This window comes from Pseudomonas sp. PONIH3, from assembly GCF_002934345.1.
GTDB lineage: Bacteria > Pseudomonadota > Gammaproteobacteria > Pseudomonadales > Pseudomonadaceae > Aquipseudomonas > Aquipseudomonas soli.
Map to the genome: position 1 here is coordinate 3,556,066 of NZ_CP026386.1, position 13,935 is coordinate 3,570,000.

Annotated in this window: 13 protein-coding genes and 3 rRNA genes (1 of these 16 only partly in view); 13 read left to right on the plus strand and 3 right to left on the minus strand. The window is 64.5% G+C overall.

Annotated features, from left to right (window positions below; genetic code table 11):
• Positions 1-130 precede the first annotated feature (130 nt).
• From C3F42_RS16350 to C3F42_RS16410, 13 genes are read left to right on the plus strand one after another with little or no spacing between them, the layout of a single operon-like run.
• Positions 131-2,128: a conjugal transfer protein TraG gene (locus C3F42_RS16350; RefSeq protein ID WP_001163195.1), complete on the plus strand. Its 1,998-nt coding sequence runs from the start codon at positions 131-133 to the stop codon at positions 2,126-2,128.
• Positions 2,125-2,601: a ribbon-helix-helix protein, CopG family gene (locus C3F42_RS16355; protein ID WP_000085131.1), complete on the plus strand. Its 477-nt coding sequence runs from the start codon at positions 2,125-2,127 to the stop codon at positions 2,599-2,601. The genes C3F42_RS16350 and C3F42_RS16355 overlap by 4 nt, the downstream gene beginning before the upstream one ends.
• Positions 2,598-3,668: a P-type conjugative transfer ATPase TrbB gene (gene trbB, locus C3F42_RS16360; RefSeq protein ID WP_023093367.1), complete on the plus strand. Its 1,071-nt coding sequence runs from the start codon at positions 2,598-2,600 to the stop codon at positions 3,666-3,668. Before C3F42_RS16355 ends, trbB begins: the two co-directional genes overlap by 4 nt.
• The gene (locus C3F42_RS16365; RefSeq protein ID WP_000150010.1) at positions 3,665-4,051 is read left to right on the plus strand and encodes a TrbC/VirB2 family protein; all 387 of its coding nucleotides are present in this window, start codon (positions 3,665-3,667) and stop codon (positions 4,049-4,051) included. The genes trbB and C3F42_RS16365 overlap by 4 nt, the downstream gene beginning before the upstream one ends.
• Positions 4,048-4,317, plus strand: a complete 270-nt coding sequence (locus C3F42_RS16370) for a VirB3 family type IV secretion system protein (protein WP_003092280.1) — start codon at positions 4,048-4,050, stop codon at positions 4,315-4,317. Before C3F42_RS16365 ends, C3F42_RS16370 begins: the two co-directional genes overlap by 4 nt.
• 12 nt (positions 4,318-4,329) lie before the next feature.
• The gene (gene trbE / locus C3F42_RS16375) at positions 4,330-6,780 is read left to right on the plus strand and encodes a conjugal transfer protein TrbE (protein ID WP_000933135.1); all 2,451 of its coding nucleotides are present in this window, start codon (positions 4,330-4,332) and stop codon (positions 6,778-6,780) included.
• On the plus strand, positions 6,777-7,520 hold the full coding sequence (trbJ, locus tag C3F42_RS16380; protein ID WP_003092277.1) for a P-type conjugative transfer protein TrbJ: 744 nt from the start codon (positions 6,777-6,779) through the stop codon (positions 7,518-7,520). Before trbE ends, trbJ begins: the two co-directional genes overlap by 4 nt.
• 12 nt (positions 7,521-7,532) lie before the next feature.
• Positions 7,533-7,859, plus strand: coding sequence for a hypothetical protein (locus C3F42_RS16385; RefSeq protein ID WP_014603538.1), 327 nt, complete (start codon positions 7,533-7,535; stop codon positions 7,857-7,859).
• Complete coding sequence (gene trbL / locus C3F42_RS16390; protein WP_001000746.1) at positions 7,856-9,223, plus strand: P-type conjugative transfer protein TrbL; 1,368 nt, start codon at positions 7,856-7,858, stop codon at positions 9,221-9,223. The genes C3F42_RS16385 and trbL overlap by 4 nt, the downstream gene beginning before the upstream one ends.
• 18 nt (positions 9,224-9,241) lie before the next feature.
• Positions 9,242-9,946 (plus strand): conjugal transfer protein TrbF, encoded by a 705-nt coding sequence (gene trbF / locus C3F42_RS16395; protein ID WP_001211312.1) that lies wholly within the window; start codon positions 9,242-9,244, stop codon positions 9,944-9,946.
• Positions 9,943-10,935 carry a P-type conjugative transfer protein TrbG gene (gene trbG, locus C3F42_RS16400; protein ID WP_000776560.1) on the plus strand — a complete coding sequence of 331 codons (993 nt, stop codon included), beginning with the start codon at positions 9,943-9,945 and terminating at the stop codon, positions 10,933-10,935. The genes trbF and trbG overlap by 4 nt, the downstream gene beginning before the upstream one ends.
• 2 nt (positions 10,936-10,937) lie before the next feature.
• Positions 10,938-12,218, plus strand: coding sequence for a TrbI/VirB10 family protein (locus tag C3F42_RS16405; RefSeq protein WP_003092274.1), 1,281 nt, complete (start codon positions 10,938-10,940; stop codon positions 12,216-12,218).
• Positions 12,215-12,460 (plus strand): DUF2274 domain-containing protein, encoded by a 246-nt coding sequence (locus C3F42_RS16410; RefSeq protein ID WP_000108283.1) that lies wholly within the window; start codon positions 12,215-12,217, stop codon positions 12,458-12,460. The genes C3F42_RS16405 and C3F42_RS16410 overlap by 4 nt, the downstream gene beginning before the upstream one ends.
• Positions 12,461-13,024: 564 nt before the next feature.
• Here the strand turns inward: C3F42_RS16410 and rrf (C3F42_RS16415) are convergent.
• The 3 genes from rrf (C3F42_RS16415) to C3F42_RS16425 form a co-directional block, all read right to left on the minus strand.
• A 5S ribosomal RNA gene (gene rrf, locus C3F42_RS16415) occupies positions 13,025-13,140 on the minus strand.
• Positions 13,141-13,250: 110 nt separating this feature from the next.
• A 5S ribosomal RNA gene (gene rrf, locus C3F42_RS16420) occupies positions 13,251-13,366 on the minus strand.
• Positions 13,367-13,499: 133 nt separating this feature from the next.
• Positions 13,500-13,935: ribosomal RNA gene (locus C3F42_RS16425) — 23S ribosomal RNA — on the minus strand (it continues 2,458 nt past the right edge of the window).

Below are 13,935 nucleotides of genomic sequence, written 5' to 3' on the forward strand. Positions count from 1 at the left end.
TTTCCCTCGACCATTGTGCTGCGAACGGTCTTTGACCGGCACTAGCCCAGAACCGATCCTGACGCCTGCGACACCCCCTGTGCAACGCTTTCAATGAGACACCAGCGCAGGAGAAATCGGAGGACAGGTCATGCAAGGGACGAACGTTCTGTTCGGCCAGATCGCTGTGGTAATCGGCATCGTGATCGCCGGCGTCTGGGGCGCCACACAATGGACAGCAGCGACCCTTGGCTATCAAGTACGCCTCGGATCGCCCTGGTTCGATCTTCTAGGTGTACCGGTTTATCACCCGTGGCGCTTGTTCGAATGGTGGTTCTTCTTTGATGCCTACGCGCCGCACGTCTTCGACACAGGCGGTGCGATTGCGGGTGGTAGCGGTTTGTTCGCTTTACTCGTCGCCATCGCCATGTCGGTATGGCGTTCTCGGCAGTCGCGGCTGGTTACGACTTATGGTTCGGCACGCTGGGCCGATGCCGTCGACATCCGCAAAGCTGGACTGACCCTCCCGGCGGGCGTCTTCCTCGGCCAACACGACGACCAATACCTCCGACATGAGGGGCCGGAACATGTCCTGAGCTTCGCACCCACGCGCTCGGGCAAGGGCGTGGGCTTGGTGGTGCCTACGTTGCTTTCGTGGCCGGCGTCCGCCGTCATTCACGACATTAAGGGAGAGAACTGGAAGATCACGGCGGGCTGGCGTTCGCGCTTTTCGCACTGCCTGCTTTTCAACCCCACCGATAGGCAGTCGGCCGCCTACAACCCGCTGCTTGAAGTCCGGCGCGGCGCACATGAAGTGCGCGACGTGCAGAACATCGCCGACATTCTGGTTGACCCTGAAGGTGCGTTAGAGAAGCGCAATCATTGGGAGAAGACCAGCCACGCGCTACTGGTCGGTGCAATCTTGCATGTTCTGTACGCAGGCGAGGACAAGACGCTGCGCGGCGTCGCCAACTTCCTCAGCGACCCGGCGTGTCCGTTCGAGCTGACGCTGCACCGGATGATGACGACGAAGCACCTGGGCGATGCGCCTCACCCGGTTGTCGCATCCGCTGCCCGCGAAGTGCTCAACAAGTCGGACAACGAGCGATCGGGCGTGCTCTCCACCGCCATGTCGTTTCTCGGCCTGTACCGCGACCCGACCGTGGCCGAAGTCACATCGCGCTGCGATTGGCGCATCGCCGACCTGATTTCCGCCGAGCACCCGGTATCGCTCTATCTGGTGGTGCCGCCCTCCGACATAAGCCGCACCAAGCCGCTGATCCGGCTCATCTTGAACCAGATCGGGCGGCGGCTGACCGAATCGCTCGACGGCAGCGATGGCATCGCGCGCCGGCACAAGCTGCTGCTGATGCTGGACGAGTTTCCGGCGCTGGGTCGCCTCGATTTTTTCGAGTCCGCGCTTGCCTTCATGGCCGGCTACGGCATCCGCAGCTTTCTCATCGCTCAAAGCCTGAACCAGATCGACAAGGCGTATGGGCAGAACCATTCCATCCTCGACAACTGCCATGTCCGGGTGACTTTCGCCACCAACGACGAAAGGACGGCGAAAAGGATTTCCGAAACCCTCGGCACCGCCACCGAGCTTCGCGCGCAGCGCAACTACGCGGGCCACCGCCTCGCTCCGTGGCTGGGGCACCTGATGGTGTCGCGTCAGGAAACTGCACGTCCGCTGCTGACGCCCGGCGAGGTGATGCAGCTTCCACCTGAGGACGCCGTAGTCATGGTGTCCAGCGTTGCCCCGATCCGCGCGAAGAAGCTGCGTTACTACGTCGACGCCAATTTCAAGGATCGCGTCCTGCCACCGCCCGTGCTCGCAGTCGGGAGGTACGCCGACGCGCCGCCAGCCCGCCCCGACGACTGGAGCGGCTTGGCGATCCCGGCCGTACCTACGGCGCCGACCTCGGTATCCGCCGATGGTCCGGGCGGCACCGATGACGGCGGCCCGCGCCGCCAGCTCGAACTCTCCGAAACCGTCGCCTACGAGCCCGAGTTGGACGCGTGTGCGAACGACCTGGAGCTGCTCGATGACGACGACCTGGCGCTCCCGCTTCCCGGCCAGCTCGACCCGGCCATGCAGCGCACGGCCCGGCTGGCTTCTCTCGACCCCAACGACGGAATCGACCTATGAGCCAATACCGCCTCAATCTTTTCATCCAGCCCGAGCACGCCAAGCGCCTGGATGAACTTGCCGCCAAGAAAGGCGTGTCCAAGTCCTCCATCGTCGCAGCGGCCTTGGCGTCCTGGCTGTCACCCGATGCGGGCGACCAGCGTGAGGCCGCCATTGCCAAGCGGCTGGATCGACTGTCGCGGCAGACCGAACGCATGGAGCGCGACCAGAACATCCAGATCGAAACGCTGGCGCTGTTCATCCGCTATTTCTTGACCATCAGCACGCCGGTGCCAGAAGCCCACAAGGACGCGGCCCGCGCCCAGGGCAAAGCGCGCTTCGAGCAGTTCGTCGAGCAGTTGGGTCGCCACCTGCTGCGTGGCCGCAGTCTGGTGCGCGACGTGGTGGAGGAACTGCACCCCGATCCGATGCGGATGGATGACGCAGCAGCGATGGCGTCCGCCGATGAGCGAGCTGCAGAGCGTGCGTCATGAGTGCCGTTCCGCAGATTCCGCCTGAATCTCGCTCATCCGCCGCGGCGTCCCAGGATCGCCGCATCCAGATGCTGCGCACGGCGATGGGGCCGCTGATCGCCGCTGCGCTCGAAGATCCGGATGTTGTGGAAATCATGCTCAACCCCGATCGCACCCTGTGGGTGGATCGGCTGTCGTCGGGTCGCTCGCCGCTGGGCGTGGAGATGCCCGAGGCCGATGGTGAACGCATCATCCGCCTGGTCGCCGCGCATGTCGGCGCGGAGGTGCATCGCGGCCAGCCGCTCTTGACCGCCGAGTTGCCGGAAACCGGCGAGCGTTTCGAGGGCATCCTGCCTCCGGCCGCCCCGGGGCCAGCCTTCGCGCTACGCAAGCGGGCCGTGAGCATCATCGGCCTGGATCGCTACGTGGCCGACGGCATCCTGACCGCCGGGCAGGCCGAGTTCCTGCGCCGCGCCGTGCGCGAGCGGCAGAACATCCTGATCGCCGGCGGCACCAGCACCGGCAAGACCACGCTGGCGAACGCGCTGCTGGCCGAGATCGCCGCCACAGGCGACCGCGTGCTGGTGCTCGAAGACACCATCGAGCTGCAATGCGCGGCCCGCGACCATGTGCCGCTGCGCACCCGCGCCGGCGTCGTCACAATGACCGAGCTGGTGCGGGCCACGATGCGCCTGCGGCCTGACCGCGTGATCGTCGGCGAAGTGCGTGGCGGCGAAGCCCTGGACTTGGTGAAGGTCTGGGGCACCGGCCACCCCGGCGGCATTGCCACCATCCATGCCGGCTCCGCCTTGGGCGCACTGCTGCGTCTGGAGCAACTGATCCTCGAAGTGGCAGTGAATCCGCCCCGCGCCCTGATCGCCGAGGCGGTCAACGTGGTGATTCACATCGCAGGCCGTGGCCGCAAACGTCACGTCGAAACCATCTCCCGTGTCGTCGGCTTCGACGGTGCGGGCTATCGCCTGACAGATGCGCTGGAAACGCCGTTTCCCGAGCTGCCGCCGGTTCCTCTTGCAGCCGCTGCCGCTGCGCCTTCCTCGACCCCTGACCAACCTGGAGAACTGCCATGACGCACGTTGATGCTTTCCGTCTTTCCGTAAATCCTATTTCTCGCCTGTCCAGCATGGCGCGGCTGCGCCACCTGGCCCGTCCCGCAGGGCAAGGGCTGCTGCTGGCCGCGCTGATGCTGTTGCTGGCGGGCACGGCGCAGGCCGCCGGTTCCTCGATGCCGTGGGAAGGGCCGCTGACCTCCATCCTCGAATCCATCCAAGGGCCAGTCGCCCGGATCGTGGCGGTGATCATCATCATCTCGACGGGGCTTGCGCTGGCGTTCGGTGATACCAGCGGCGGCTTTCGCAAGCTGATCCAGATCGTGTTCGGCCTGTCCATCGCGTTCGCCGCGTCCTCGTTCTTCCTGTCGTTCTTCAGCTTCTCCGGAGGGGCCGTCGTATGAGTAAGGCCACCGATCTTCCGGGCTTTGAAGTGCCGCTGCATCGCTCGCTGACCGAGCCGATCCTGCTGGGCGGTGCGCCGCGCACCGTGGCGATTGCCAACGGCACGCTAGCCGCCGCCGTCGGGCTGGGCCTGCAACTGTGGATTCCCGGCGTGGTGCTCTGGATCGTCGGCCACTCGCTGGCCGTATGGGGTGCGCGCGTCGATCCGCAGTTCATGCAGGTCTTCGCGCGGCATATCAAACACCGCCCGCTTCTGGACGTGTGAGGGGAGGACGCCATGCTGAACCTTGCCGAATATCGTCAGCGCCCGGCCTTGCTTGCCGACTGGCTGCCCTGGGCCGGGCTGGTCGCGCCGGGCGTTGTGCTGAACAAAGATGGTTCGTTTCAACGCACGTTCCAGTTTCGCGGCCCCGACTTGGACAGTGCGACACAGGGCGAGCTGATTGCCACGTCGGCGCGGCAGAACAACGCGCTTCGCCGTACCGGGTCTGGCTGGGCCTTCTATATCGAGGCCGAGCGGATGCGGGCATCGAGCTATCCGCAATCCTCCTTTCCCGAACCACTGTCCTGGCTGGTGGATGAGGAGCGACGCGCGGCGTTCGAGGAGTCGGATGGCCATTTCGAGAGCGTCTATCACTTCACGTTGCAACACCTACCGCCGCAAGAGTCTCGCGCCCGTGCGGCTGGGATGCTGTACGAGAACCGGCCCACTGAGGGTGTGGACTGGCGTGGTCGGCTTGATTCCTTCGTGGCAGAGACCGATCGCGTGTTCGACCTGCTCGATGGTGTGATGCCGGAGATTGCCTGGCTGGACGATAGCCAGACGCTGACCTACCTGCATGCCACAGTCTCCACGCGGCGCTATCGCGTCGGCGTGCCCGACGTGCCGTTCCATATCGACGCACTGCTGGCCGATGCCGCGCTGGTCGGCGGCCTGGCGCCCATGCTGGGCGATCAGCACCTGCGCGTGGTGTCGGTACGAGGCTTCCCGACCTCGACCTGGCCGGGGATCTTGGACGACCTCAACCGCCTGGGCTTTGCGTATCGCTGGAGTACGCGCTTCCTGTGCCTGGACAAAGCCGAGGCGGAACGGGAATTGGGGCGCTTGCGGCGCCAATGGTTCGCCAAGCGCAAGAACGTCATCGCGCTGCTGCGCGAAACGATCTTTCAGCAGGAAAGCCCGCTGGTCGATACCGATGCCAGCAACAAGGCCGCCGACGCCGATGCCGCCTTGCAGGAGCTGGGCAGCGATCAAGTCGCCTTCGGCTACCTCACCGCCACGGTGACGGTGCTCGACGCCGACCCGGCCGTGGCCGACGAGAAGCTGCGCATGGTGGAGCGCGTCATCCAGGGCCGGGGTTTCGTGACCATCCCCGAAACCCTCAACGCAGTCGATGCCTGGCTGTCGTCCGTCCCCGGCAACGCATACGCGAACGTGCGTCAGCCCATCGTTTCGACGCTGAACCTGGCGCACATGATGCCGATGTCAGCGGTATGGGCTGGGCCGGAGAAGAACGAACACCTCGATGGCCCGCCGCTGATCGTCACCCGCACCGATGGCGCGACGCCGTTCCGGCTGGTGACGCACATCGGCGACGTGGGGCACACCCTTGTCGCCGGGCCGACCGGCATGGGCAAGTCGGTGCTGCTCGCCATATTGGCCATGCAGTTCCGGCGCTACTTCGGCTCGCGGATCTTCGCCTTCGACATGGGGCGCTCGATGCGCGCCACCATCCTCGGCCTTGGCGGTGAGCACTACGACCTCGGTGCCGATGGCGGCATCGCCTTCCAGCCACTCGCGCGAATAGCCCACGAGGGCTACCGCACCTGGGCCGCCGAATGGGTGGAGGGCCGGCTGCTGCACGAAGGCGTGACGGTCGGCCCGGACGAGAAGGCTGCCATTTGGTCGGCGCTGCGAAGCCTTGCCGGTGCGCCAGTGGAGCAGCGCACCATGACCGGCTTGTCGGTGTTATTGCAGTCCAACGCGCTGCGCCAAGCGCTCGCGCCCTATGTGTTGGGCGGCGCCCACGGCAAGCTGCTGGACGCTGACCACGACCGGCTGGGCATGGCCGACGTGCAGGGCTTTGAGATGGAAGAACTGATGCACAGCCCCGCCGCCGTGCAAGCAGTGCTGCGCTACCTGTTCGCCCGCTTCGACGAACGTTTTGACGGCGCGCCCACGCTGCTGATCCTCGATGAAGCGTGGCTGTTCCTCGATGAGCCGTCCTTCGCGGCCCGCATCCGGCAATGGCTCAAGACGCTCAGAAAAAAGAACGTCAGCGTCATCTTTGCCACGCAGTCGCTGGCCGACATCAAGGACTCGACCATCGCGCCAGCCATCATCGAAAGCTGCGCGAGCAGGATCTTCTTACCTAACCCGCAGGCCACCGAGCCGCAGATTCGCACGATCTACGAAGGCTTCGGCTTGAACAGCCGCCAGATTGAGATCGTGGCGACCGCACAGCCCAAGCGCGATTACTACTACCAGTCGCGCCTCGGCAATCGCCTGTTCGACCTCGACCTGGGGCCTGTCGCGCTCGCATTCGCGGGCGCATCCACCCCTCAAGACCAACGCGATATTGACCGCGTGCTGACGCAGGCCGGCGCTCCCGGCTTCGCCGGCGCGTGGCTGCGCCATCGCGGCCTCGGCTGGGCCGCCGACCTGCTGCCGTCCGCTCCGGCGGCAGCTTCCTTTCTCGCTTCTCAACCGCTGGAGGTTTCACCATGAAGACCAAGCCCCGTTTGCTCTCTGTCTCACTCGCTGCCGTGCTGTCGGTATCGCTGCTGGCCGTGCAGCCCGCATCCGCGCTGACGGTGTTCGACCCGTCCAACTTCGTGCAGAACACGCTGACCGCCGTGCGCACGCTGGAACAGATCAACAACCAGATCAACCAGCTTCAGAACGAGGCGCAGATGTTGATGAACCAGGCCAGGAACCTGGCAAATCTCGACTTCAACATCGTCAACCGCCTGCGCTCGACGCTCGCCACCACCGAGCGCCTGATCGCCGAGGCGCGCGGCTTGGCCTACGACGTGCAGAGCATGGATGCCACGTTCGCCCGCCTGTACCCGGAACAGTACGCCGCCACCATCAGCGGCGACCGCATGGCACAGGACGCCCGCGAACGCTGGCAGAACACCTTGAACGGCTTGCACACCGCGATGCGGATGCAGGCGCAGGTGTCGCAGAACCTCGCCCAAGACGAAAGCGCGCTGGCCGATCTCGTGAGCCAGAGCCAGTCGGCCACCGGCGCGCTGCAAGCGATGCAGGCGACGAACCAGCTCCTGGCTTTGCAGGCCAAGCAGTCGATCCAGGCGCAGCAGCTCCAGATCACGCAAGACCGGGCCGCTTCACTGGAACTGGCGCGGCAAGCGGCGGCTATGGAGCGCGCCCGCGAAGTGCGGCGGCGCTTTCTGGGCACCGGCACGCCGTACACGCCGCAGTCCGTCAACTTCTATAACAACTGACCGGAGGCGGCCATGCGATGCGCTTCCGTCCTGATGGCCGTGCTGCTGACCGCGTGCGGCCAGCAGCCGGCCGAGAACCTGGCCGACGCCCTGGCCGCAGATCCGGTGCGGCTCAAGGCGTTGCGCGGGCAATGCGCGGCCGACCGGCAGGCCGTGGGCGAGGATGCCTGCCGCGCCGCCGCTGAAGCCTTCCGGCGGCGCTTCTTCGCCGGCCATACCGGGCCGGATGAATACAACTCGCTGGCTGAACTCCCGCCGATTCCGCCGAGCTTCGATACGCCCGCAGATGAATTGCCAGAGGGCGCCGTTCCGCTCACTCCGCCCGAGGATTCGCCATGAACGACGTGACCATCATCGACCGTTTCCTCGATACGTTCTCGCGCTACATCGACTCGGGCTTCGGCTTATTGCAGGGCGAAGTGGCATTTCTCACCGCCACGCTCATCGTCATCGACATGACGATCGCTGGCCTGTATTGGGCCATGAGCCACGCCACCGGCCAGGGCGACGACGTGATCGCCAAGCTGCTGCGCAAGGTGCTCTGTGTCGGCGCGTTCGCCTACATCATCGGCAACTTCAACTGGCTGGCGAGCATCGTGTTCCGCTCGTTCGCCGGCTTGGGAATTACCGCTACCGGCTCGGCCATCACGATGGAGAACTTCCTTCAGCCGGGCCGGCTGGCGAAGACCGGCATCGACGCAGCCGCGCCGATTCTGGAACAGATCGGGGACATGGCTGGGTTCCCCGAGGTGTTCGTGAACATCGACCCTATCGTGGTTCTGTTCATCGCCTGGCTGGTGGTGATCCTCTGCTTCTTCGTGCTGGCCGTACAGCTTTTCATCACGCTGATCGAGTTCAAACTGACTACGCTCGCCGGCTTCGTCTTGATCCCGTTTGCACTCTGGAACAAGACCTCGTTCCTCGCGGAAAAGGTGCTAGGCAACGTGGTGTCGTCAGGCATCAAGGTCTTGGTGCTGGCCGTCATCGTCGGCATCGGTTCAGGCCTGTTCGCCGAGTTCCAGGTGCATCCCGACGAACCATCCATCGACCACGCGCTGGTCGTGATGCTGGCCTCGCTCGCGCTGCTGGCGCTGGGCATTTTCGGCCCCGGTATCGCCACCGGCCTGGTGTCCGGTGCGCCACAGCTTGGTGCGGGCGCGATGGCTGGTGCTGCGGTCGGGGCTGTCGGCACCGGCGTTGCCATCGGCGCCGCCGTAACGGGCGTGGGCGGCGCCGTCATGGCCGGGGCACGAATGGCCCCGGCGGCCGCAAAGCTGGCCGGTGCCGGTGCGCGTGCCGCGACTTCGGCGGCCGGCAGTGCCCGATCGGCGTTCCAGGCCGGTTCCGCTGCGGCCGGCGGCGGTGCCAAGGGCGCGGCGGCTGGCCTCGGCAATGTCGCCAAGACTGGCGCACAAGCCGCAGGCCGCAGCGTCACCTCTGGTGCTTCCGCTGTTGGGCAGAAGGTGGCCGACTCCTTCCGCGCTGGCTGGAACGGCACAGAAGCCGGCAGCGACGGTGCTGGCCCCGGCCAGACCGCAGACGGCACCGCAGGCTCGCAGAAGCAAGAGCAACCGGCCTGGGCCAAGCGGATGCACCGCCGCCAGCAGGCTACCCATGCCGCGACCACTGCCGCCCACACGCTGCGCGGCGGCGACGGCGGCGGCTCCGGGCAAGGCCCGAGCCTGCGGGATTCCGATACCTAACCTTCAAGGAGAACACCCATGCGATTCAAACGACCGCAGGTGCGCTACGCCGATACGCCGCAGCCTGCCACCCCGTATCAAGCCGCCGCCCAGGTGTGGGACGACCGTATCGGCTCCGCCCGCGTGCAGGCGAAGAATTGGCGCCTGATGGCCTTCGGCTGCCTAGTGCTCGCGCTGTTGATGGCCGGCGGCCTGGTGTGGCGCTCGGCGCAGTCCATCGTGACGCCCTATGTCATCGAGGTCGATCAAGCCGGGCAGGTGCGCGCCGTGGGAGAGGCCGCCACGCCGTACCGGCCCGGCGACGCGCAGATCGCGCACCACCTGGCGCGCTTCGTGACGCTGGTTCGCTCGCTGTCCATCGACCCCATCGTGGTGCGGCAGAACTGGCTCGATGCCTACGACTACACCACCGACAAGGGCGCGGCGGTGCTCAACGACTACGCCCGCACCAATGACCCATTCGCCCGCATCGGCAAGGAATCGGTAACGGTGCAAATCACCAGCGTGGTTCGCGCGAGCGACACGTCTTTCAACGTGCGCTGGACAGAGCAGCGCTATGTCAACGGTGCGCCCGCCGGCACCGAACGCTGGAACGCCGTGCTTTCGACCGTCCTGCAAACCCCGCGTACTGAACAGCGCCTGCTCAAGAACCCATTGGGTATCTACGTCAACGGCCTGTCATGGAGCCGCGAACTGGATTCTTCCGAAGGAGCCAAACCATGAAACTTCGTTTCCGCCTTTACGTTGTTCCTTTGACGCTGCTGGCCCTCGCGGGCTGCGCCTCGCAGGGGAAGCCGCCGCCATCCATCTCGCTCGACGAGACGGTGCTGGCCCAGCCGTTGCCCGAACCGCCCAAGCCCGTCGAAGTCGTCGCCGTCCCTGAACCGCTGGCGCTGCCGGCGCAGTTGAAGCCCCTGCCGGAACTCGATGAGGCCCCCGTTGCGCCGGAGCCGGCCGACGAAAAGGTGCGCGTTTCCCGTGCCAATGCAGAAGCGCGTATCGCGCCTACCCGTGAGGGCTACGTCAACGCGATTCAGGTGTGGCCGTTCACCGATGGCGCGCTTTATCAGGTCTATGCGTCGCCGGGGCGCGTGACGGTGGTTTCGCTTCAACCGGGCGAGGAACTGGTAACGGTCGCCGCCGGCGATACCGTGCGCTGGATCGTGGGCGACACGTCCAGCGGCGGCGGGGCCGATCTGCGCGTCAATGTGCTGGTCAAGCCTATCCGCTCCGGTCTGAAAACCAATCTCGTCATCACCACCAGTCGGCGCACCTACCTGCTGGAGCTGACCTCGACCGAGAGGGCATGGATGGCGTCGGTGTCCTGGGACTATCCGAAAGACCGAATGCTCGCGTTGCAGCGCCAGGCGCAGGCAGCGCAGGCAACAACGCCTGTCGATACGGGCCTGTCGCTGGACAAGATCCGCTTCCGCTACGCGGTATCGGGCAGCAACCCGCCGTGGAAGCCTCTGCGCGCCTTCGATGATGGAGAGAAGGTCTATATCCAGTTCCCGCCGGGCATCGCCCAGGGCGAGCTGCCGCCGCTGTTTGTCATCGGCGCGCAGGGCGACGGGCAACTGGTGAACTACCGTTTTCGCTCGCCGTACTACGTCGTGGATCGCCTGTTCGGCGCGGCCGAACTGCGGCTGGGCGGCGATGGCGGCGACGTGGTGCGGATCGAGCGCACCGATGGTGTTGCACGGAGGAACTGACCATGAGCCAGGATGACACTCCCGACCTTGCCGCGCCGCAGGCGGACAAGGTGGCGCCGGAGGCAGTGGCGCTGCGCGCCCAGCCGCGTCCAGTCACACGCCTGAACCGGCGCTCGCTGGCCATCCTTGCCGGCGTCCTAGCGGTCGCCGTGCTCGGCGCGCTGATGTGGTCGCTGCAACCTCATCGACGCAGCACAGGCGAGCAGACCGAGCTTTACAACGTCGATCGCGTGTCAAAGTCGGAAGGACTGGATGCGCTGCCGACGGACTATTCCAAGCTGCCGCCGGCGTTGCTGCCTGCCGTTCCCGAACTAGGGCCACCGCTGCCGGGCGATCTTGGCCCGGCTATCGTGAAGTCGCAGCAACCGGCGACGGCTGCCTACGCGGCCCCCGGTCACGACCCGAACGATGCCCTGCGAAAAGAAGCCGAGGCGGCCGCGGCCTCGTCCGTGTTCTTCCGCTCGGGTGGGCAGAATGCGGCGCCGGTAGCGCAGACACAGGTGGCCGCTGCGCCGGGCTTCGCCGCCAATGCGGCGTTTGACCCGCTGGCGGCCGGGCCGGCCTCCACGGCGGCCCAACCTGCTGACCCGACAGCGGTGCAAAACCGGCAAGACCAGAAAGAGGCTTTCATGAAAGCTGGCCCCACTGAAACCCGTAATTCCGGCAATCTGACTCTGCCAATTTCGCCGTATCAGGTTATGGCCGGAACAGTGGTCGCAGGTGCCTTGGTGACGGGCATCAAGTCGGACTTGCCCGGCGACGTGATCGCCACGGTGACGGAGCCGGTCTATGACACAGCCACCGGGCGCTTCCTGCTGATTCCGCAGGGTTCGCGCATCCTGGGCAAATACAACAGCCAGGTCAGCTACGGGCAGAGCCGCGTTCAAGTCGTCTGGAACCGGATCATCCTGCCGGACACGTCTTCGCTCACGCTCGACAACCTGGCCGGCACCGACCCAGCCGGCTATGCCGGGCTGGAGGACGATGTGGACTACCACTGGGGCCGCATCTTTGCCGGTGCGGCACTCACCACGCTGCTGGGCGTCGGTGCCGAGCTGGCCGCGCCGGAGAACCGGCAGGATGGTGATCGCGTCATCATCGCTGGGCGCGACAGCGCGCAGGACAGCATCAATCAGGTCGGCCAGGAGATGACCCGGCGCAACCTCAACATCCAGCCGACCTTAACGCAACGGCCGGGCCTGCCGGTTCGCATCATCGTCAACCGGGATCTGGTGCTGCGGCCGTACCAGCCGCTGTTCTTCAACCGGGGGACTTCACGATGAGCACGACCAAGAAGCTGCGGCTCGGCCCGCTGCCGAAGACCGAGAGCACCAAGCTGACTTTCGTTTGCCCGACCAGCTTGAAAGTCGACCTCGACCGCTACGCCGCGCTACACGCGCAGGCGTATGGCGAGGCCGTTGATGCGGCGACGCTGATCCCGCATATGCTGGAAGCGTTCATGGCGGGGGATCGAGGATTCAGGAAGGGCACGGCGACCCGCAGCACACCACCGAAGCCGCCATGATTGCACCGCATGCTATTCAACGGCATCCATCGAACGCGCAGCCCAGGCTGCGCGTTCTTCATTCTGGATGCCGCCGAGCCTGTTGGGCTATGATGATGCGACAGGCCCGCCGTTCCTCGGCAATCCAGCACTACACAGTGCGATGCGGCTTTCTCTCCCAACGCTCCTATGTCGCTCCTAGCCGACAACGCCGCTCTTCTTCTAAGCGGCCCCGAAAGGAGCTAACCTACTGTCCCATATACGGTTTCAAGTCCTTCTTGATTTGCGCGAAAGAATTGACACCGGCACTTTTTTGTCTTGAACATCAAGGGTCGCTGTTGCATAGCAAAAGGAGATTTCTGTAGGAGCGGCTTTAGCCGCGATGCAAGCAACTCGGTGTCTGGCACCCGCTTGGCGGGTGATCGCGCTGAAGCCGCTCCTACAGGGGAGGTGCTGTGCTTGTGAATACCGTTCCCTTCGTGCCGGCGCAGGGAGCTGGACGAGCTCATACGGGAACTCCACGCATTGATACCCAGAAAAGACAAAGCCCCTGATCGCATCGCGATCAGGGGCTTTGGAATTGAATCTTGACGATGACCTACTCTCACATGGGGGAACCCCACACTACCATCGGCGATGCATCGTTTCACTGCTGAGTTCGGGATGGGATCAGGTGGTTCCAATGCTCTATGGTCGTCAAGAAATTCTGTGTGCTGGTCCGTCCTGTGGGACGTACCTGCGAATCTCTATAGTCTCTACTTAAAGACAAAACCCCTACCTGCTCGCGCAGATAGGGGTTTTGCGAAATGAATCTTGACGATGACCTACTCTCACATGGGGAAACCCCACACTACCATCGGCGATGCATCGTTTCACTGCTGAGTTCGGGATGGGATCAGGTGGTTCCAATGCTCTATGGTCGTCAAGAAATTCGGTTGCCAGTACGTCCTTGCAGACATGCCAGCCAATTCGGATATGTGATCTTGTGGTTCGTCGCGAACTTTCGGTTCGTTTCGTCTTCACCACCGCAATCTGCGTGAGCAAATTGCTTGGGTGTTATATGGTCAAGCCTCACGGGCAATTAGTATTGGTTAGCTCAACGCCTCACAGCGCTTACACACCCAACCTATCAACGTCGTAGTCTTCGACGGCCCTTCAGGGAGCTCAAGGCTCCAGTGAGATCTCATCTTGAGGCAAGTTTCCCGCTTAGATGCTTTCAGCGGTTATCTCTTCCGAACATAGCTACCCGGCAATGCCACTGGCGTGACAACCGGAACACCAGAGGTTCGTCCACTCCGGTCCTCTCGTACTAGGAGCAGCCCCTCTCAAATCTCAAACGTCCACGGCAGATAGGGACCGAACTGTCTCACGACGTTCTAAACCCAGCTCGCGTACCACTTTAAATGGCGAACAGCCATACCCTTGGGACCGGCTTCAGCCCCAGGATGTGATGAGCCGACATCGAGGTGCCAAACACCGCCGTCGATATGAACTCT